This is a genomic window from Cupriavidus phytohabitans (assembly GCF_017815025.1).
Taxonomy (GTDB): domain Bacteria; phylum Pseudomonadota; class Gammaproteobacteria; order Burkholderiales; family Burkholderiaceae; genus Cupriavidus.
Genome location: NZ_JAGIQB010000018.1, coordinates 13,484 through 34,372, shown reverse-complemented (window position 1 = coordinate 34,372; position 20,889 = coordinate 13,484). Strand labels below are relative to the sequence as shown.

Annotated in this window: 16 protein-coding genes; 9 read left to right on the top strand and 7 right to left on the bottom strand. The window is 65.8% G+C overall.

Translation table 11 applies throughout. The annotated features are described in order from the left end of the window. Window positions 1–24 precede the first annotated feature (24 nt). From J8I34_RS14520 to J8I34_RS14510, 3 genes are all read left to right on the top strand, one after another. The gene (locus J8I34_RS14520; RefSeq protein WP_029046707.1) at window positions 25–534 is read left to right on the top strand and encodes a SoxW family protein; all 510 of its coding nucleotides are present in this window, start codon (window positions 25–27) and stop codon (window positions 532–534) included. Between the two features lie 120 nt (window positions 535–654). Then, complete coding sequence (locus J8I34_RS14515) at window positions 655–1,188, top strand: TlpA family protein disulfide reductase (protein ID WP_209806327.1); 534 nt, start codon at window positions 655–657, stop codon at window positions 1,186–1,188. A 152-nt stretch (window positions 1,189–1,340) separates the two neighbouring features. Beyond that, entirely contained in the window at window positions 1,341–3,452 is a 2,112-nt protein-coding gene (locus J8I34_RS14510; RefSeq protein WP_209806326.1) for an ATP-dependent helicase, read from the top strand. A 105-nt stretch (window positions 3,453–3,557) separates the two neighbouring features. On the opposite strand, the gene J8I34_RS14505 is transcribed toward J8I34_RS14510, so the two are convergent. The 5 genes from J8I34_RS14505 to J8I34_RS14485 form a co-directional block, all read right to left on the bottom strand. Continuing rightward, on the bottom strand, window positions 3,558–4,754 hold the full coding sequence (locus tag J8I34_RS14505; protein ID WP_029046704.1) for a class I SAM-dependent rRNA methyltransferase: 1,197 nt from the start codon (window positions 4,752–4,754) through the stop codon (window positions 3,558–3,560). Between the two features lie 223 nt (window positions 4,755–4,977). Then, entirely contained in the window at window positions 4,978–5,286 is a 309-nt protein-coding gene (locus J8I34_RS14500; RefSeq protein WP_029046703.1) for a YbeD family protein, read from the bottom strand. Window positions 5,287–5,335: 49 nt separating this feature from the next. After that, the gene (locus J8I34_RS14495; protein WP_029046702.1) at window positions 5,336–6,544 is read right to left on the bottom strand and encodes a D-alanyl-D-alanine carboxypeptidase family protein; all 1,209 of its coding nucleotides are present in this window, start codon (window positions 6,542–6,544) and stop codon (window positions 5,336–5,338) included. Window positions 6,545–6,606: 62 nt separating this feature from the next. After that, window positions 6,607–7,248: an alpha/beta hydrolase gene (locus J8I34_RS14490; protein ID WP_209776637.1), complete on the bottom strand. Its 642-nt coding sequence runs from the start codon at window positions 7,246–7,248 to the stop codon at window positions 6,607–6,609. A gap of 142 nt (window positions 7,249–7,390) precedes the next feature. Next, the gene (locus tag J8I34_RS14485; protein ID WP_029046700.1) at window positions 7,391–7,711 is read right to left on the bottom strand and encodes a (2Fe-2S) ferredoxin domain-containing protein; all 321 of its coding nucleotides are present in this window, start codon (window positions 7,709–7,711) and stop codon (window positions 7,391–7,393) included. 397 nt (window positions 7,712–8,108) lie between these two features. On the opposite strand from J8I34_RS14485, the gene J8I34_RS14480 reads away from it, so the two are divergent. From J8I34_RS14480 to J8I34_RS14470, 3 genes are all read left to right on the top strand, one after another. Then, window positions 8,109–9,407: a dicarboxylate/amino acid:cation symporter gene (locus tag J8I34_RS14480; protein WP_029046699.1), complete on the top strand. Its 1,299-nt coding sequence runs from the start codon at window positions 8,109–8,111 to the stop codon at window positions 9,405–9,407. 89 nt (window positions 9,408–9,496) lie between these two features. Continuing rightward, window positions 9,497–11,515 carry a sensor histidine kinase gene (locus J8I34_RS14475; RefSeq protein ID WP_209806325.1) on the top strand — a complete coding sequence of 673 codons (2,019 nt, stop codon included), beginning with the start codon at window positions 9,497–9,499 and terminating at the stop codon, window positions 11,513–11,515. An 8-nt stretch (window positions 11,516–11,523) separates the two neighbouring features. Continuing rightward, window positions 11,524–12,849, top strand: a complete 1,326-nt coding sequence (locus J8I34_RS14470) for a sigma-54-dependent transcriptional regulator (RefSeq protein ID WP_029046697.1) — start codon at window positions 11,524–11,526, stop codon at window positions 12,847–12,849. 228 nt (window positions 12,850–13,077) lie between these two features. Here the strand turns inward: J8I34_RS14470 and J8I34_RS14465 are convergent, their stop codons facing one another. Beyond that, on the bottom strand, window positions 13,078–15,096 hold the full coding sequence (locus J8I34_RS14465) for a sigma-54-dependent Fis family transcriptional regulator (RefSeq protein WP_209806324.1): 2,019 nt from the start codon (window positions 15,094–15,096) through the stop codon (window positions 13,078–13,080). A gap of 295 nt (window positions 15,097–15,391) precedes the next feature. Next, a complete protein-coding gene (locus J8I34_RS14460; protein ID WP_084402411.1) occupies window positions 15,392–15,931 on the bottom strand; it encodes a lecithin retinol acyltransferase family protein in 540 nt (179 codons plus the stop codon). A gap of 71 nt (window positions 15,932–16,002) precedes the next feature. Between J8I34_RS14460 and J8I34_RS14455 the strand changes: the two genes are divergently transcribed. From J8I34_RS14455 to J8I34_RS14445, 3 genes are all read left to right on the top strand, one after another. Continuing rightward, window positions 16,003–16,140, top strand: a complete 138-nt coding sequence (locus tag J8I34_RS14455) for a hypothetical protein (protein WP_156914350.1) — start codon at window positions 16,003–16,005, stop codon at window positions 16,138–16,140. Window positions 16,141–16,385: 245 nt separating this feature from the next. Further along, the gene (locus J8I34_RS14450) at window positions 16,386–18,530 is read left to right on the top strand and encodes a hydantoinase/oxoprolinase family protein (protein ID WP_209806323.1); all 2,145 of its coding nucleotides are present in this window, start codon (window positions 16,386–16,388) and stop codon (window positions 18,528–18,530) included. An 11-nt stretch (window positions 18,531–18,541) separates the two neighbouring features. Beyond that, the gene (locus J8I34_RS14445; protein ID WP_029046695.1) at window positions 18,542–20,866 is read left to right on the top strand and encodes a hydantoinase B/oxoprolinase family protein; all 2,325 of its coding nucleotides are present in this window, start codon (window positions 18,542–18,544) and stop codon (window positions 20,864–20,866) included. Window positions 20,867–20,889: the final 23 nt, after the last annotated feature.

Sequence of the window (20,889 nt, the reverse complement as noted above, 5' to 3'; positions counted from 1 at the left end):
CGCCTGACAGTTCTTCCCGACCGCATGCCTGCTCCCGCCCTGCCCCGCCTCACAGTACCAGCCCGGACCGCACTGTTCCGTCTGGCCGCCTGCGCGCTGCTGGCATCGGCCGCCGGCACGACGCTGGCCGCGGGCACTGCGCATCTGCCTGCCGCTACCGACCTGGCCGCGCACAGCGCCGAAGCCGCGCGGCGCGGCGAGCCGCTGGTCGTGCTGGTGTCGATGCCGGGATGCGGCTATTGCGACGCGGTGCGCCGCAACTACCTCGGCCCGCAGGCCGCCGCCGGCGAGATCGCGGTGCGCGAGCTGGACCTGACCGCCGCCACGCCGCTGCGCGATGCCGACGGCAGCGTGACCACCGCGCGTGACTGGGCGCGGGCGCACCAGGTGCGCGTGGCGCCGACGGTGCTGTTCCTCGATCGCCAGGGCCGCGCCGCCGCCAGTCCGTTGCGCGGCATGCAGCCCGATTTCTACGGCGCCTATCTGGAGCAGGCGCTGGACCAGGCACGCGCCGCCATCGCCACCCGGCGTTGAACCGCGCGGCGGCGCCGGCAATTGCGACAGATTGCCGCATCCAAACTCCACGCAACGCTGGGGCGCCAGCGGCATTAGAATGTGTCGTCGCCCGAAGAGAATTCGCTTCCCCCGCCTTCCATGACCACTTCCGCTCCCGCCAAGTCCTCCCGCAAGCCCTGGCCCATCGTCGCCGCCATCGTTGTGCTGGCGCTGCTGGGCTGGTTCGGCTACCGGGCGCTGGCGCCCTCCAACGCCGCGCCAGCCGCCACGTTTACGCTGCTGTCGGGAGAGAAGCTCAGCACCGCCGACCTGAAGGGCAAGGTCTACCTGGTCAATTTCTGGGCCACCAGCTGCGCCACCTGCATCAAGGAAATGCCCGACATGGTCAAGACCTACGACCAGTTCAGGGGCAAGGGGTTGGAATTCGTCGCCGTGGCGATGAACTATGACCCACCGATGTATGTGATGAACTACACCAAGACGCGCGGGCTGCCGTTCAAGGTGGCGATGGATTCGGACGGCTCCGCCGCCAGGGCCTTCGGCAATGTGCAGCTGACGCCGACCACGTTCGTGGTCGACAAGGACGGCCGCATCCTCAAGCGCTATGTGGGCGAGCCGGAGTGGGATGCGCTGCACAAGCTGCTGGATGAGGCGCTGGCAAAGTCCGCGTAACGCTGTCGCCGGCAACATCCCGCAAAAGGTGCTCATCGAGCACCTTTTTTGTTGGTTCGCGCGCGATCCCGCGCGAAGCGGCTTGCGCTGCGGGCCTGTATGGATATACAGTTAGCGCCAGTTTTTTTGCCCGCCCATTTCTCTTCCTGCCTGTGTCACCGGACCTTGCCCCTGCCGCGGATCCTGAATCCGCCCTCGCCCCAGATGCGGCCGACACAGGCCCCGCCTACCTGTCCAAACTCAACCCGGAGCAGCGCGCCGCGGTCGTGCATGGCTGCGAGGCGCCGCTGCTGATCATCGCCGGCGCGGGGTCGGGCAAGACCAACACGCTGGCGCACCGCGTCGCGCACCTGGTGCTGGGCGGCGCAGATCCGCGCCGCATCCTGCTGCTGACATTCTCGCGCCGCGCCGCCGCCGAAATGGGCCGGCGCGTCGAGCGCATCGTCGACCAGGCGCTGGGCACGCAGACCGGCGCGGGCCGAGCGGCGCTGCAATGGTCGGGTACCTTCCACGCCATCGGGGCGCGCCTGCTGCGCGAGTACGCCGAGACGCTGGGCCTGTCGCCCGCCTTCACCATCAGCGACCGCGGCGATGCGGCCGACCTGATGCACGTGGTGCGCCACGACCTGGGCCTGTCCGAGACCGCCAGCCGCTTCCCCAGGAAGGAAACCTGCCTGTCGATTTACTCGCGCGTGGTCAACACGCAGGCGCCGCTGGAGGACGTGCTCAAGCAGCAGTTCCCGCGCTACGCGATGTGGGCCGATGCGCTGCGCACGCTGTTTGCCGGCTATGTCGAGGCCAAGCAGAAGCAGCACGTGCTCGACTACGACGACCTGCTGCTGTACTGGGCGCAGGCCATGGCCGAGCCGGCCATCGCGCAGGACATGGGGGCGCGCTTCGACCATGTCCTGGTCGACGAATACCAGGACACCAACGCGCTGCAGGCATCGATCCTGCTGGCCATGCGGCCCGATGGCCGCGGCCTGACTGTGGTCGGCGACGATGCGCAGTCGATTTACGCGTTCCGCGGCGCGACCGTGCGCAACATCCTCGATTTTCCGCGGCAGTTCACGCCACCCGCGCAGCAGGTGACGCTGTCGCAGAACTACCGTTCGACGCAGCCGATCCTGCAGGCCGCCAACGCCGTGATCGGACTTGCGGCCGAACGCTATACCAAGGATCTCTGGTCCGAGCGGCTGTCAGCCGAGAAGCCCGGCATCATTGTCGTCAACGACGAGGCCGACCAGGCGCGCTACGTGGTCGAGCAGGTGCTGGCGCGGCGCGAGGCCGGCCTGGCGCTGATGGCGCAGGCGGTGCTGTTCCGTGCCGCCGACCACAGCGCGCAGGTCGAGATCGAACTGGCGCGCCGCAATATCCCGTTCGTGAAGTTCGGCGGGCTCAAGTTCCTGGAATCGACACATGTGAAGGACGTGCTGGCCGTGGTGCGCTGGATGGAGAACCCGCGTGACCGCATGGCGGGCTTCCGCACGCTGCAGCTGCTGCCGGGCATCGGCCCCAAGACCGCGGCGCGCGTGCTCGATGCGCTGGCGCTGGCCACCGAGCCGCTGTTCTCGCTGCAGGAATTCGAACCGCCACCGGCCGCCGCGCCCGCGTGGGCCGACCTGCTGACGCTGGCGCGCGCGCTGATGGCGCCGGCCTCGCCGTGGCCGTCGGAATTCGAACAAGTACTGGCCTGGTACGCGCCGCACCTCGAGCGCCTGCACGACGACGCCGCTGCGCGCCAGGCCGACCTGCAGCAGCTGGAACGCATCGCCGCCACCTACGGCGCGCGCGAGCGCTTCCTCACCGAGCTGACGCTGGATCCGCCCAGTGCGTCGAGCGATGAATCCGGCGTGCCCTCGCGCGACGAGGACTACCTGATCCTGTCGACCATCCACTCGGCCAAGGGGCAGGAGTGGAAGGCCGTGTATGTGCTCAATGCCGTCGATGGCTGCATGCCGAGCGATTTGGCCACCGGCACGACGGAAGAGATCGAGGAAGAACGGCGGCTGCTGTATGTGGCGATGACGCGGGCCAAGGACTATCTGGACGTCATCGTCCCGCAGCGGTTCTACGTGCACCAGCAGGTGGGGTTTGGCGACCGGCATGTGTATGCGTCGCGTACGCGTTTTATTCCGAATCGCGTCATGCCAAACTTCCACAGCCGCGCATGGCCGCCGCCGCCGATGCCTGGCGAAGGGAAGGTGAAGCCAGCGCTGGCGCCGGTGGACCTGGCCAGCCGGATGCGCAATATGTGGCGGTGAGGCTCGCGCAGAAGAAGTCTGCCGGTTTGCTCCCCTCTCCCGCGCAGTGGGAGAGGGGAGCAAACAAGCGGCCGGCCAACGCCACAGCCGCTCATTGATCCAGCCTTACCCCACCCGCTCCAGCAGCAACCCCTTCAGATACTCCCCTTCCGGAAACGCCGCCAGCATCGGGTGATCGGTGCCAGCCGACAGCCTGCGCAGGATGCGCGCATCCGTCCGCGCATCGGTCACCGCGCCCGCCACGATCTTCTGGAACAGTTCCATGCTGATCGCGCCCGAGCACGAGTACGTGAACAGCAGACCGCCCGGCCGCAGCAGCTGCGTGCCGACCAGGTTGATCTCCTTGTACGCGCGCGCGGCACGGTCGATATGCTGCGCCGACGGCGCGAACTTGGGCGGGTCCAGCACGATCAGGTCGAACTGCCGCCCTTGCGCGCGGAATTCGCGCAGCGTCTTGAACACGTCCGCGTCGAGCCAGGTCGCGCGCTCCGGATCAAACCCGTTCAGCGTCACGTTGCCCGCGGCGATCTTCAGCGCCTCGCCCGACGAATCGATCGACGTCACCGATTTAGCCCCGCCGCGCAGCGCGGCCAGCGAGAAGCCGCCGGTATAGCAGAAGCAGTTCAGCACCTCGCGCCCTGAGGCCAGGTCGCCCACCAGCTTGCGGTTGTCGCGCTGGTCGACGTAGAAGCCGGTCTTGTGGCCGTTGCGCACGTCGACGTAATAACGCACGCCATGCTCGGTCACGGACAGCGCCGGATCGGGCTCGGCGCCGGCCAGCACGCCGGTCACCAGGTCCAGCCCTTCGCGCTGCCGGACGGCGGCGTCGGAACGCTCGTAGACGTTGGGACAGCCGGTCTCCTTGACCAGTGCCTGCACGATCGCGGTCTTCCAGTGCTCCACGCCGGCCGAATTGAACTGGCACACCAGCTGGCCTGTTTCTCCATTGCCGTAGTAGTCGACGATCAGCCCCGGCAGCCGGTCCGATTCGCCGAAGACCAGGCGTACGGCGTCGCTGTCCTTCACCCACTGGCGCCGGTACGCGATGGCCGCGGCCACGCGGCGCTTGAACAGCGCGTGGTCGACCGGCTCGTTCTCGTCGAAGGTCCACACGCGCGCGCGGATCTGCGATTCGGGGCTGTAGGCAGCCTTGGCCAGGAAGCGGCCATCGGCGGCGCGCACGGTCACGGTCGAGCCCGGCTCGCAGCGGCCTTCGGTGGTGGCGATGCCGGTCGCGTAGATCCACGGGTGGCGGCGCAGCAGGGATTTTTCCTTGCCGGGTTTCAGGGTGATGGTGTTCATGTTGGTATGGGGAAGAGGCTATGCCGCGCCCGACGCGCTTCACACGCTGTGGGAGTGGCTCCCCTCTCCCGCGAGCGGGAGAGGGGTTGGGGGTGAGGGCGGGAGTGTCGAACGAAGTGACGGGCGTCGGTATGCCAGCGCCTGCCCTCACCCCCGGCCCCTCTCCCGCAGGCGGGAGAGGGAGCAAACAGAGCGGGAGCGTTAGTCTTACAAGATGACTGGCTTACAGCACCACCTTCACCATCGGATGCGAAGTCAGCGCCCGGTACAGGTCATCCAGCTGCTCGCGGCTGGTCACCCACACCGTCACGGTCAGGCCCAGGTAGTTGCCTTTGCTCGAAGGCCGCATCTCCATCTTGCCCGCGTGGAAGCCCGGATCGAAATCCTGCACCAGCGTGACGATGGCCTCGGCAAAGCCGTCCTGCATCGCGCCCATCACCTTGATCGGGAAATGGCTCGGGTATTCGATCAGCGACTGTTCCGGCGGGATATCGCCGGGCTTGTTGCCGCTGCCCTGGTTGTCGGCTGTCATGTCGTTTTCTCCAGCGCGGCCCGGCGCATGCCCAAGCCGCGCATGCCAATCACTTGCGCTTGAACCACAGGCGGATGGTGTCCCACAGGCGGCCGAAGAAACCGGCCTCGGGCACTTCTTCCAGCGCCACCACGGGGAATTCGGCGACCTTGTTGGTGCCGTCCATCAGCTTGACCATGCCCACCTGCTGGCCCGCCGCGATCGGGGCGATCATCAGTTCCTGGCGCTCCAGCACCGGCTTCAGGCGACCGCCGGTGCCCTTGGGCACGGTGACGAAGGTCTCGTGCTGCACGCCGATCTTGACCGTGCCGGCCTTGCCCTTGTAGATCTCGGGCGTGGCCAGCACCTGGCCCTTGTCGTACAGGCGCAGCGTGTCGAAGAACTGGAAGCCGTAGTTGAGGATCTTCAGGCTTTCCTGCGTGCGCACCTGTTCGGTGGTGGTGCCGATCACGATCGAGATCAGGCGGCGCTGGCCGTTGGGCACATTGGCCAACGGGCGCTGGGCCGACGAGATCAGGCAATAGCCGGCGGACTTGGTGTGGCCGGTCTTGACGCCGTCCACGGTCGGGTCGATGTACAGCAGGCGGTTGCGGTTGGGCTGCCTGATCTTGTTATAGGTGAACTCCTTCTGCGAGTACATGGCGTAGTACTCGGGAAAGTCCTTGATCAGGTGCGTGGTCAGCGTCGCCAGGTCCACCGCGGTGGTGTAGTGGTTCGGGTCGGGAATGCCGTCGGTATTGGTGAAGTGGGTGCTCTTCATGCCCATGCGCTGGGCCTCGCGGTTCATCATCGCGACGAAGCCCTCTTCCGAGCCGCCCACGGCCTCGGCCAGCGCCAGCGCGGCGTCGTTGCCCGACTGCACGATCAGGCCCAGCAGCAGGTCCTGCACGCTGACCGGCTTGTTGGGCTCGATGAACATGCGCGACTCGTCGCTTTTGACCTTGAGCACCAGGTTGGTCGGCACCACGGTCTGTTCCAGCGTCAGGCGCTTTTCCTTGAGTGCCTCGAACGCCAGGTAGGCGGTCATCAGCTTGGTCAGCGAGGCCGGCTCGATGCGCTGGTCGGCATTCTGCGAGGCCAGTGCCTGGCCGCTGGTCACGTCATACAGCATCCACGACTTGGCGGCGACCTGCGGCATCGGCACGCCCTGCGCAAGGACTGCGGCGGGCGCGGCGGCCAGCGTGGCCGTGGCGACGGCGGCAACGATGGCGGCTGGTGCAAAGACGGAGGAAAGGCGTGTCGTGGCTCTATTCAGCATTGTTTCTGTTTCCGACATGAAAGGGATCGTGCGGGACGGTACGGTGCGCTGGCGCTGCGCCGTCACCGGTCCCACGCGTTGACGACGAGCTGCTTGATCAGGTGCAGCTTGCGGTGAAAGAAATGGTCGGCGCCGGGGATCACGATCACCGGCAGCTCCTGCGGGCGGGCCCAGTCGAACACGCTGGCGAGCGGCACGGTGTCATCCTGCTCGCCGTGTATGACGATGGTGTCGGCGGGGACCTCGGCCACCTGCCAGCGGCTGGCGGCGGTGCCGACCAGCACCAGGCGCTGCGCCGGCGTGCCGGCCTCGGCGAGGCGCCGGGCCACGTGCGTGCTGACGAAGCTGCCGAAGGAGAAGCCGCCCAGCGCCAGCGGCAGCGTCGCGGCCTGTGCCGACCACGCGGTCTGCTCGCGCATCCAGGCGATGACTGCCAGCAGGTCGTCCTGCTCGCCGATGCCGTTGTCATGCTCACCGCCGGTCGCGCCGACACCGCGGAAATTGGGGCGCACGGTGGCATAGCCCAGCTGCACGAAGGCGCGCGCCAGCGTCTGCGCGACCTTGTTGTCCTTGGTGCCGCCGAACAGCGGGTGCGGGTGAGCGACCAGCGCCAGTCCTCGCGGCTCGCCTTGCGGCAGATCCACCGAAACGTCGATCGCGCCGACGGGGCCGGCGATGGAAAGTACCTGGGTATGCGCGTTCATAGGGCGGTCTGGGGCAATCAGGAGGCCGGCTGGCTCAGGCGGGAAATCCCGGGGCAAGAAATGAAAAAACCGTCCGGCGTGCGGGCGGCGGGGTCTGGCATCGGCGCTGCGTCATCGGCAGCGCCGCGGATTCCGTTCTCGTTCAGCGGTCCACCATCAGCCGCTCGACCGGCTTGCCGTTGAGCAGGTGGCTGTCGATGATTTCATCGATGTCGTGCTCGTCCACAAAGGTGTACCAAATTGCCTCGGGGTAGACCACCAGCACCGGCCCGAGTTCACACCGGTTCAGGCAGCCCGCCTTGTTGATGCGCACGCGGCCTTCGCCGCCGGCAATGCCGAGTTCCTTGCAGCGCTTCTTGGCGTATTCCTGCATGGCCTTGGCGTTGTGGTTGGCGCAGCAGTTCTCGCCAGCCTCGCGCTGGTTCAGGCAGAAGAAGACGTGGTGCTGGTAGTAGCTGCTCATGCGATGCGGTGACAAGGAGGGCGGGCCCGCGCGGCGGCATGGCCGCAGGACATTGAACGGAAGCTCGGAATTATACGGCGTCATGGCGGCCCGCCCGCGCCTTCCGGCACCCGCGCAACGCCATTAGCCGCCGCACGCCCACCGCCCAGGTGGCGCCTCGGCCACCTTTGCCGCCTTCGGCATTCCGAATCCCCGGAAGCGCGGATTCCGGATTTCCGGAATCCCGGAGGCCCTTCGCCCCGGCAACGGCAGCGTTTCCTTGTGAATCAATCAGTTAGCGATACCGGTTGGACTGGCACGCCGGTTGCAAATTCCCTTCCCTGAACGCGCCGCAACCGTGACGGCGCGCGCCCGCGGCGCCATCGCCCCGGGTACGGTCAACACCGAGGACGACACCATGAAGAAACCCTTCTACAAGATCCTGTATGTGCAGGTGCTGTTCGCCATCCTGGTCGGCATCCTGCTGGGGCATTACTGGCCCGACACGGGCGTGGCCATGAAGCCGCTGGGCGATGGCTTCATCAAGCTGATCAAGATGATTATCGGCCCGATCATCTTCTGTACCGTGGTGACCGGCATGGCCGGCATGAGCGACATGAAGAAGGTCGGCCGCGTCGGCGGCAAGGCGCTGCTTTACTTTGAAGTGGTGTCGACCTTCGCGCTGCTGATCGGCCTGGGCGCCGCGCACCTGCTCAAGCCGGGCGTGGGCTTCAACATCGATCCGTCGACGCTGGACACCAAGGCGATCGCCCAATACGTGTCGAAGGCGCACGGCCAGAGCACGGTCGAATTCTTCATGCACATCATCCCGGAGACGGTCTTCAGCGCCTTCGCCAATGGCGACATCCTGCAGATCCTGCTGGTGTCGCTGTTCTTCGGCGCCGCGCTGGCCACGCTCGGCGAACGCGCCCGCTTCGTGGTGCAGATGATCGAGCAGGTCTCCAAGGTGTTCTTCCATATCGTGCACGTGATCACCAAGGTGGCCCCGATCGGCGCCTTCGGCGCGATCGCGTTCACCATCGGCAAGTACGGCCTGGGCTCGCTGGTGCCGCTGCTGAAGCTGATCGGCACCTTCTACTTCACGGCCATCATCTTCGTGCTGGTGGTGCTGGGCACGATCGCGCGCATGACCGGCTTCAGCATCGTGCGCTTTATCTCGTACATCAAGGAAGAGCTGCTGATCGTGCTGGGCACCAGCTCGTCCGAGGCCGCACTGCCGCACATGATGGAGAAGCTGGAGAAGCTGGGCTGCTCCAAGTCGGTAGTGGGCCTGGTGGTGCCTACCGGCTATTCGTTCAACCTGGACGGCACCAACATCTACATGACGATGGCGGTGATCTTCATCGCACAGGCCACCGGCATCGAACTGACGTGGATGCAGCAGCTGACCATCCTGGCGGTGGCAATGATCACCTCCAAGGGCGCGAGCGGCGTGACCGGCTCCGGCTTCATCACGCTGGCCGCGACGCTGGCGGTGGTGCCGACAATCCCGGTGGCGGGCATGGTGCTGATCCTGGGCATCGACCGCTTCATGAGCGAGTGCCGCGCGCTGACCAACATCATCGGCAACGGCGTGGCCACGGTGGTGGTGTCTGCCTGGGAACGCGAGCTTGACCGCAAGCGCCTGGCGCAGGTGCTGCAGGGCGGCGGCAGCAATGCCGACGACCTTGCACAGGCCGGCCAGGGCGCCCGCTAAAAGTGCACCGCGGCGGGTTGGCCGCATGGGCAGCTGCCCCGGCCGCCCGCCAGCGGGTATCATCGGCGCGACAGCCCTCGCGCGCGCCGATGCCACACTCCGACGATTTCCTCGCCGTGCATGATCCCGCCGCCACCCGCGCGGTGCATGCGCCGGACACCGGCAGCAGCCGGTGGTGGGGTTTCGCCGTCGCACTGTTGGCGGGCCTGCTGCTGCTATGCGGGCTGACCTGGCTGGTGTCGTTCCAGCGCGGCCTGGCCGCGCTGCAGCAGAGCACCGCCACGCGTGCCGACCGCTACGCCGCCACGCTCGAAAGCACCCTCGACCGCTACGAATTCCTGCCCGCGCTGGTGTCGCTGCACCCCTTCGTGCGCGGGCTGCTCGAATCTCCCCACGACCCGGCGCGCGTCGCCGCCGCCAACCACTACCTGGCCGAGGTCAACCGGCGCGCGCATGCGTCGGCCACCTATGTGATCGCCGCCAACGGCATTGCGCTGGCCGCCAGCAACCATGGCCAGCCCGGCAGCTTCGTCGGCACCGACTACCGCTTCCGCCCCTACTTCCAGATCGCCGCGGGCGGCAGGATGGGCCGCTTCTACGCCATCGGCATCACCAGCGACGAACCCGGCTACTACATCGCGCAGCCGGTGGAATCCGGCGGCAAGGTCATCGGCGTCACCGTGGTCAAGCTCAACCTGGAGTGGTTCCAGCGCGCCGGCAGCGGCGCCGAGCCGCTGATGGTCAGCGACGACCATGGCGTGATCTTCCTGTCGTCGGTGCCGGCGTGGCAGTACCGCACGCTGCAACCGCTGCCGCCGGCGCTGCAGGCCGAAATGCAGAGCACGCGCCAGTACCACGGCCGCGCGGTCACCCCGCTGCCGCTGGAGCCACTGGATTCGCCTGTCACGCGCTGGCTCGCGCAGACCACGCTGGGCGCCAACGCGCGCCTGGTACGCGTGCGCGACGAGTCGCCCGCGGCCCGCACCACCTTTACCTCCGACGCCACCCAGCGCGCCGACCGCTACCTGGAACTGGGCCGAACCGTCGGCCCGGCCGACTGGACCATGCAGGTAATGGCACCGCTGGAGCCGGTGCTGGCCAATGCGCGCAACGCCACCGTGGCGGCGGCGCTGGCCTATGCCTGCATCTGCCTGCTGCTGGTCAACTGGCGCCAGCGCCGCCAACGCGCGCGCGACATGCAATACAGCCGGCGGCTGCTGGAAGCGGCGTATGACGAGCTGGAACGGCGCGTGGAAGCGCGTACCGCCGACCTGATGGCGATCAACGAAAAGCTCGAGGAACAGGTTGCCGAGCGCACCCGCGCCGAAAGCGAGCTGCGCGCGGCGCAGGACGAACTGGTGCAGGCCAGCAAGCTGGCCGCGCTGGGGCAGATGGCGGCCGGCATCACGCATGAGCTGAACCAGCCGCTGGCGGCGCTGCGCACATTCTCCGACAACACGCGCGTGCTGCTTGAACGCGGCCAGCTTGCTGCCGCCGAAGGCAACCTGACAGCCATCGCCGACCTGACCGAGCGCATGGGCAAGATCACCGGCCAGCTCAAGCTGTTCGCCGGCAAGGCGCGCCCGGTGCGGCGGCCAGTGGTGGTGCGCACCGCGCTCGATCACGTGCTGGCGCTGCTGGCGCCGCGGCTGGGCGCGGTGACGGTCAGCGTGGCCGGCCTCGACGAACAGCCCGGCCTGTCCGTGCGCGCCGACGAACTCAAGCTTGAACAGGTGCTGCTGAACCTGATCGGCAATGCGCTCGATGCCATCGCCTCGGCGGCACCATCGCAAGGCCGCATCGACATCGAGGTGCAGGCCGATACCGGCACCAACAGCGGCACCGTGACCCTCGCCGTGCGCGACAACGGCACCGGCATCGCGCCGGAAGCGCTGCCGCGCCTGTTCGAACCTTTCTTCACCACCAAGGAAACCGGGCAGGGCCTGGGGCTGGGGCTGGCGATCTCATCATCGATCGTGCGCGAGTTCGGCGGCCAGCTCAGCGTGGCCAACGTGCCCGGCGGCGGCGCCCAGTTCACGCTGGTGCTGGCGCGCGCGCCGGCCAGCCCCAGCGCGAACGCGGCGCTGCCGGTTTCCACTCCCCAATGAGCATTGCCATGCAAGACGGTCTGCGTGTCCTGTTTGTCGAAGACGAGCCGCTGGTGCGGCAGGCCACCGCGCAAAGCCTGGAGCTGGCGGGCTTTACCGTGCTGGCGCTGCCATCGGCCGAAGCCGCCATTCCGCATCTGCATGCGGGCTTTCCCGGCGTGCTGGTGTCCGACGTGCGATTGCCCGGCGCCAGCGGGCTGGATCTGCTGCAGCATTGCCGCAACGCGGCGCCGGGTGTGCCGGTGGTGCTGGTGACGGGGCACGGCGATATCACGATGGCCGTGCAGGCAATGCGTGAAGGCGCGTATGACTTTATCGAGAAGCCTTTCGGGGCCGACCGGCTGACGGACACCGTGCGCCGGGCGCTGGAGCGGCGGGCGCTCGAACTGGAGAACCAGGCGTTGCGGCGTGAGCTGGCCGGTCCCGCCGCGGGTACGCGGATCATCGGGCGTTCGCCGGCGATCGAGCAGGTGCGGGCGCTGGTGGCCAACGTGGCGCCGACTGACGTGCCGGTGATGATCAATGGCGAGACCGGCACTGGCAAGGAACTGGTGGCGCGCAGCCTGCATGCGTTGTCCGGTCGCGCCGAGGGTCCGTTCATTGCGCTGAACTGCGGGGCGGTGCCCGAGGCTATCTTCGAGAGCGAGATGTTCGGGCATGAGGCCGGCGCTTTCACCGGAGCGGGCAAGCGACGCATCGGCAAGCTGGAGCACGCTTCGGGCGGGACGCTCTTTCTCGATGAGATCGAAAGCATGCCGCTGGCGCTGCAGGTCAAGCTGTTGCGGGTGCTGCAGGAAGGGACGCTCGAGCGGCTGGGGTCGAATGCGTCGGTGAAGATCGATGTGCGGATCGTGGCGGCGGCCAAGGGGGATATGGATGCGCTGGTGGCGCAGGGCATGTTTCGCGAAGACCTGTATTACCGGCTGAACGTGGTCACGATTGCGCTGCCGCCCTTGCGGGAGCGGCGCGAGGATATCGTGGCGCTGTTCGAGCATTTCATGCTGGTGGCGGCGGTGCGCTATCAGCGGCCGGCGCCGATCCTGTCGGAGACGCAGCGGCAGGCGCTGCAGCAGCGGCCTTGGCCGGGGAATGTGCGGGAGTTGCGGAATGCGGCGGACCGGCTGGTGTTGGGAGTGCCGGAGGGAGGTCAGGCTGGTGCGCAGGCTGCGGCATCAGACGAGACCGCCCCGCTGCGGGAACGGATGGAGCGCTATGAGCGGGCGGTGATTGCCGATGCGCTGGCGCGGACGGGGGGCGCCGTCAGTCAGGCGGCTGATCTGCTGCAGGTTGGCAAGGCTACGCTGTATGACAAGATCAAGCGCTATGGGCTTTGATCTTTGGCTGTCATTGGGTGTTCACCTTGTTGCCATGTGGGCGTCACATTGGTTTTCTATGCTTCGCATGCGGTTGTGGCATTGGCAGGTGCCCTGCCGGCTGTATCAGTCTTCGTGGTAATTGATGGCCCCGCAGTATTGCGGGGCGTTTTTTTTAGTTTACCGAGGAATTCCGGGAAAGGCGGGAACTCGCGAATACTGTTGCTGCTGCGCTCCGCTTTGGACTGCCTACGGATGATCTGGCGGAGCCAAGACCGGCTCAGCCCGAATCGTAGCCAACTTCACGTACAACGTACTCCTCGAAATACCCAGAGTCCGGGCGGCCATAGAAATATTTCCGTGGGAATTCGCGATCGCATCAAGTATCGCTTGTCTCTCCAGTTCCTCAAGCCGCCCGAATGAGGCAGGTATCCGCGTCGAGGTTGAGGGAAATGAGTCCTTTACCGACTGCGCGATGCTCGGGGGTAGTAACGAAGCATCGATAACGTCGCCTTCGCTGAGAGCGAACATCACCTCGAAGACGTTCTGCAGCTCACGTATGTTGCCCGGCCAGCGATAGCTCAGAAGCGTCTGGTGCAGGGCGGGTTCAAGCTGCTTGGGCGTACAGCCATACTTGCGTGCGAGTTTGCTGTTGAGATGCGCAATGATTGCCTCGATATCGCCAGGCCGATCACGCAGCGGCGGTAGTGGCAGGCTGACCACGCAGAGGCGGTGGTACAGGTCTTCGCGGAAGCGCCCGGCGGAGATCTCCTTCTGCAGATCACGGTTCGTGGCTGCGACGACGCGCACCGAAACGCGCCGCTCGCGGGTATCGCCCAGGCGGACCACGATGCCATCCTGCAGCACGCGCAACAGGTGGGGCTGCATGTCAAGCGGCAGCTCGCCGACTTCGTCGAGGAAGAGCGTGCCACCGTCGGCTTGCTCGAACTTCCCCGGAAGACCACCACGGCGAGCGCCCGTAAAGGCTCCATCGGAATAGCCAAAGAGTTCGCTGGCCAGAAGCTCACGGGTGAAAGCGCCGCAATTGACGGCAACGAACGGCCCCTCGGGGCGGTTGCCTGCCCGATGCAGGGCTCTGGCAAAGAGCTCCTTCCCTGCGCCAGTCTCGCCAAGGAGCAACACCGGCAGATCGAGAGGGGCGATACGGCGCGCGCGCGCCTTGATCGCCTCCAGCACCGCGCTCTCCCCTATGATTTCACCGAACGCATCGCCCGCCGTTGTCGCCCTGGCCGTGGCCGTGGCCGTGGCCGTGGGCAGCGATACAGTGGTTCGATTCTGGCGCGTCCCGAGCGGGATCACCAGCACCGTACCGAGCATGCCCTCATGGTCCTTCACCGGGTGCAGCCATTCGGGACGCAGCCATTCCGGGCGTTGGCAGGACCGATCAATTTCGGGCAATGCGAGATTGAGTCCTGGTACCTGGCTGCCAACTTCCGAGGGCAGCCGGACTTCATGGCTCTCCCGCGCCGCCTGCGCATTTCCGTTCGTACGAACAATGCGTCCGCGGCTGTCGACAAGCACAACGTAGTCGCTGGCGTAACGGATGAAATGATCAATGGCCCGGGTCAGCAGCCGCTCGTGCAGACCAACGTCGCGGCGGGCCAGTTCGCCTTCGATCTGCCTGGCAGCAGCCACCACCAGACCCAAGGTGTGGCCATGGAAGGTTTCCTTGACGCCGGAAACATCCACGACCCCCAGCAGGGTGCGACTAAAGGGGTCAAGAATGGGAGCGGCGGCGCAGGTCCAGCGCTTGACGTCCAGGCAGAAATGCTCGTCGGCATGGATCTGAACCGGAGCAGCGGTGGCGATCGCGGTACCGATGGCATTGGTGCCGATGACATCCTCATTCCAGCAGCCACCGGTGGCCAGGTTGATCCCCTCGCCAATGCTGCGGGCCCTGGTCTCGCCATTGAGGTGGAGAACGGTTCCGCCCGGGTCGCAGAGCATGATGAGCGTGCCGCATTCCCGCAGGATGTCGCGCAGGCTCTCGAGTGCCGGACGCGCGGCTTCGCAGAGCTCCCGGTTCTGCCGCTGCAACTGGCGGACACGTTCGGCTGCAGCCGCCGGTGCGGCATGCCTGGCAGGGTCAACGGCCTCGGAACGACACCGCTGCCACGACGCCAGGACGACGCTGCGCACACCTGCCCCTTCCAGGGGCTGGTCCTGCACAAAATGCTCCCACGCGGAAGCCACGACGGGCTCATCGCCGATGCGGGGAATCAGGGTGCCGCAACGAGAAAACGGCATGGGACGGTCGCTCTCAATTGACTGAAGTAACCGTATCCGCGTGCCACCACCAAGTCAATGAATCTCTTTCCAAATCAATAATTTGTGCTTTGCAACAGCCCTCCGGAAGGTGTCCGGTGTCCGGTTTCCAGTCATCCCGGCTTCAGGTGTCCGGAAACCGGACAGCCTCAACCAGCGCCCGCGCGACATGCGCGGCAGCAGTAGCCGCCACGAACGGCCGAGCACGGTGGCCGATGTTGAGAGGCCATCCGTGCCGACTGGCCATCGGCCTAGCCCGATGCGCCAGCGCGCGGGTTCAGGAAGTGGATTGCGTTGAGTTCGCGAATATCTGGCCCTCGAATCCGAATCGCGAAACTGCTCGCAGCGCGGACACACTTAGCGAGGTTGCGACCGTGAACAGCCTGACAACCCTGATCCCGGCAGCAACCACATCGCTTGCCCGGAACCTCCATACATCGATCTGCTCGCTGCGGCTCTCGCCATATAGGCACCACGTACAGAAGTGCTCACAGTTATTGGAAATCAGGCGATAGCGATCCTCGCCGATGCGGGAGTAGGCGCGTTGGACGGCTTCCGCACCAGCAAACCTGGCGCCGGGGCTTTGCCGGACCCAGACCGGATGCCCATGCGCGAATTCCGCGAGCGTGACCTCGTGCACCGGCCCGCGACGCAGTGACCGCGACAGACCTGCGTAGTGCACGACCTTGCCGGCCCCGGCATAGACGCCATGATGCGTGTACCAAAGTCGATTGGTGACGAGATGGGTTCCGATCGCCAGGTCCATGTCGGCAACCGCTTCGACATTCAGGCGTCTTGACCTCATTGAATTCTTCATGGGCTTCACCATATTTCGCTGCCATTCGCGTGAAGCCAGTGCATAGCGCGTGCCAGCCACGAGCAATCTGCATGGCGGCGCCCAGGAATGTCGAGGTTCCTGTCCGTGACGGCAGCGACCGGCAGACCTTCATGCCGCCACGCCTGGCGCAATCCGCGCTGGCCTGCCGTCAGCGCTCCAACTACCAGATGCCGCGGGCGCTTGCCTGAGGCCAATCGCATCGGCCGGGTCAGAAAGCGTCCGATTCCCGGACACCGCTGCGCAGGACGTCGTGAATCCGGACACTGACGACAGGCCTGCTGCCGCCAGCGGAGTGGCCAGGCAATGCCGGCAACTCGTTGAATTCAATCGCCTTGCGGGGCTGCTCCCTGCTGCCGGCCAGGCCTGGCACAAGCTTTGCCATGAATGAGTCGTGGGAGATCCCACCATGACTACACCAATGACAGGAGGCAGTATGCAATCGCAGTCCACCGTACAGGTGATGGGCATCGATGCTGGTGGCACGATGACCGACACATTCTTCGTGCGCTCCGATGGCCGCTTCGTGGTCGGCAAGGCGCAGAGCAATCCCGGCGACGAATCGCTTGCCATCTACAACTCTTCCGAAGACGCCCTCGCCCACTGGGACCGGACAGTGGACGACGTCTATCCGGAGCTGGTGACTTGTGTCTATTCCGGTACGGCCATGCTCAACCGCATCCTGATGCGCAAGGGCCTCGCCGTTGGCCTCATCTGCAACCGCGGTTTCGAGCAGATTCACTCGATGGGCCGTGCGCTGCAGAGCTACCTGGGCTATGCCCTGGAGGACCGCATTCACCTGAACACACACCGCTACGACGAGCCCCTGGTGCCCGTCTCGCGCACGCGCGGCGTCACCGAGCGCACCGACGTGCAGGGAAAGGTGGTCATCCCTCTGCGTGAAGCTGAAGTCCGTCAGGCGACCCGGGAACTGGTGGAGGCCGGCTCGCAAGCCATCGTCATTTGCCTGCTGCAATCCCACAAGAACGAATCGAGCGAGCAGCGCGCCCGTGACATCGTGCGCGAGGAGCTGAAGAAGCTGAAGACGGATATTCCGGTCTTTGCCTCGGTGGACTACTACCCGTCGCGCAAGGAAAGCCACAGGATGAATACCACCATCCTCGAGGCTTACGGCGCAGAGCCTTCGCGCCAGACCTTGAAAAAGGTGAGTGACCGGTTCAAGAAGCACGGCGCCAGGTTCGACCTGCGGGTGATGGCCACGCATGGCGGCACCATCAGTTGGAAGGCAAAGGAGCTTGCTCGCACGATCGTCTCCGGCCCCATTGGCGGCGTCATCGGCTCCAGGCTGCTGGGCGAGTACCTGGGCGACGAAAACATCGCCTGCTCCGATATTGGCGGAACCAGCTTCGACGTGGCCTTGATCACCAAGGGCAATTTCGCCATCAAGTCCGACCCCGACATGGCGCGGCTGGTCCTCTCCCTGCCCCTGGTGGCGATGGACTCGGTCGGCGCCGGCGCCGGCAGCTTCGTGCGCCTCGACCCCTACAGCAAGTCGATCAAGCTGGGCCCCGACAGCGCCGGCTACCGCGTCGGCACCTGCTGGCCGGAAAGCGGCCTCGACACGGTGTCCGTTTCCGACTGCCACGTCGTGCTCGGCTACCTGAACCCGGAGAACTTCCTGGGTGGCGCCATCAAGCTCGACGTGCAGCGCGCCCGCGACCACATCAAGGCGCAGATCGCCGACCCGCTCGGCCTGTCGGTCGAGGATGCCGCCGCCGGCGTCATCGAGCTGCTCGACCTCACCCTCTCCGAGTACCTGCGCGCCAACATCAGCGCCAAGGGCTACAACCCGGCGGACTTCACCTGCTTCTCCTACGGCGGCGCGGGCCCGGTGCACACCTACGGCTACACCGAGGGCGTCGGCTTCAAGGACGTCGTCGTGCCGGCCTGGGCCGCCGGCTTCTCGGCCTTCGGCTGCGCCTGCGCCGACTTCGAGTACCGCTATGACAAGTCGGTGGACCTTGGTGTCGCCCAGCACGCCTCCGACACCGACAAGGAAACCGCCTGCAAGAGCCTGCAGGAAGCCTGGTCTGAACTGGCAGTCAAGGTCATCGAAGAATTCGTCCTCAACGGCTACAAGCCCGAGGACGTGCTGCTGATCCCCGGCTACAAGATGCAGTACATGGGCCAGTTGAATGACCTCGAGATCGTCTCGCCGGTGACCAGCGCCGCTACCGCGGCCGACTGGGACCAGATCGTCGAGGCCTTCGAGAACACCTACGGCCGCGTCTACGCCAGCTCTGCGCGTTCGCCGGAACTGGGCTTTTCGATCACGGGCGCCATCCTGCGCGGCACCGTCGTGACCCAGAAGCCGGTGCTGCCGGAAGACCCGGATGCCGGCCCGACGCCGCCCAAGGACGCCTATCTTGGCACCCGTCCCTTCTACCGCCACAAGAAGTGGGTGGATGCCGCGCTCTGGAAGATGGAAGCCCTCAAGGCCGGCAACCACATCGTGGGTCCCGCCATCATCGAATCCGACGCTACGACCTTCGTCGTGCCCGACGGCTTCGAAACCACGATCGACAAGCACCGCCTGTTCCATCTCAAGGAAGTGAAGTAAGGAGACCCGCCATGAATATGATGAGCCATAAGGAAGTCGGCTTCGCCGACCTGCTGCAGAACGGCCAGACGCTCAAGCAGTACCGCGACCGCATCATCGAGCGCACCCAGGCCACCGGCCACTACAACGGCCTCAAGAAGCTGGAATTCCGTGACAGCGACCCGATCGGCTATGAGAAGCTGTTCTCCAAGCTGCGCGGGGGCCTGGTGCATGCCCGCGAAACCGCCAAGAAGATCGCTGCCAGCCCCATCGTCGAGCAGGAAGGCGAGCTCTGCTTCACCCTCTACAACGCCGCCGGCGACTGCGTCCTGACCTCGACCGGGATCATCATCCACGTCGGCACCATGGGCGCGGCGATCAAGTACATGATCGAGAACAACTGGGAGGCCAACCCCGGCATCAACCCCGGCGACATGTTCACGACCAACGATTGCGCGATCGGCAACGTCCACCCCTGCGACATCGCCACCATCGTCCCGATCTTCTGGGAAGGCCGGCTGATAGGCTGGGTCGGCGGCGTCACCCACGTCATCGACACCGGCTCGGTGACGCCGGGCTCGATGTCCACCGGCCAGACCCAGCGCTTCGGCGACGGCTACATGATCACCTGCCGCAAGACCGGGGTGAACGACGAGCCGCTGCGCGACTGGCTGCACGAGTCCCAGCGCTCGGTGCGCACGCCGAAGTACTGGATTCTCGACGAAAAGACCCGTATCGCCGGCTGCCACATGATCCGCGACCTGGTCGAGGAAGTGATCCGCGCCGACGGCATCGAAGCCTATGAGAAGTTTGCCTTCGAGGTCATTGAAGAAGGCCGCCGCGGACTGCAGAGCCGTATCAAGGCCATGACCCTGCCGGGCAAATACCGCAAGGTCTCCTTTGTCGACGTGCCTTACAAGCACGACGACGTGCAGGTCTCCAACGCCTTCGCCAAGCTCGACTCCATCATGCACTCGCCGGTGGAGATGACCATCAGGCCGGACGGCAAGTGGCGCCTGGACTTCGAGGGCGCGAGCCGCTGGGGCTGGCACACCTTCAACGCCCATCAGGTGGCATTTACTTCCGGAATCTGGGTGATGATGTGCCAGACCCTGGTGCCCACACAGCGCATCAACGACGGGGCCTACTTCGCCACCGAGTTCCGCCTGCCAAAGGGTACCTGGTGCAATCCGGATGACCGCCGCACCGGCCATGCCTATGCCTGGCACTTCCTGGTCTCCGGCTGGGCCGCCCTGTGGCGCGGTCTTTCCCAGTCTTATTTCAGCCGCGGCTATCTGGAAGAGGTGAACGCCGGTAACGCCAACACCTCCAACTGGCTGCAAGGCGGCGGCATCAACCAGGATGGCGAGATCCACGCGGTCAACAGCTTCGAGGCCAGTTCCTGCGGCACGGGCGCCTGCGCCGTCAAGGACGGTCTCAACCATGCCGCCGCCATCTGGAACCCGGAAGGCGATATGGGCGACATCGAGATCTGGGAGATGGCCGAGCCGCTGCTCTACCTTGGCCGTAACGTCAAGGCCAACTCCGGCGGGTATGGCAAGTACCGTGGCGGCTGCGGCTTCGAGACGCTGCGGATGGTGTGGAACGCCCAGGACTGGACCATGTTCTTCATGGGCAACGGGTTCATGAACAGCGACTGGGGCATGATGGGCGGCTATCCCTCAGCCACCGGCTATCGCTTTGAGGCGCACAAGACGGGGCTGGACAAGCGCATCGCCATCGGCGATTCCTTGCCTCTGGGCGGCGACATCGATCCGGGCAAGCCGGACTACGAGCGCCACATCGACGCCACCGCCGTGGTCAAGCGTGACAAGCAGTGCATCACTACCGAGGACTGCTACGCCAACCACGACCTGTACCTCAACTACCTGCGTGGCGGCCCGGGCTTTGGTGACCCGATCGACCGGGATCCGAAAGCCATCGAGGAGGACCTCAACCAGAAATTCCTGCTGCCGGAATATGCGCAGAAAGTCTATGGCGCGGTCTTCACCCAGGACGCCAGGGGCGTGTTCACGGTGGATGCAGGCAAGACCCAGGCCCGCCGTGCCGAGATCCGCAAGGAACGCCTGGCCCGGTCCCTGCCAACCCGCGAATGGATGAAGGAGGAACGCGAACGCATCCTCAACAAGCACGCGTCCGTCCAGGTCCAGCACATGTTCGCCACCAGCTTCGCCCTGTCGGAGAAGTTCACGCGGGAGTTCAAGGCATTCTGGAACCTCCCCGCCGAGTGGCAGCTGCTGGAGGAAGAACTGGGCGTGCCGTCCTACGGCGCCAAGCACCGCATGGATCTCTCCCTGCTGCCCGACGTCACCACCGTCGTCCAGGTCGAAGAGTAATCATCGAATCAAGGAGCTGAACA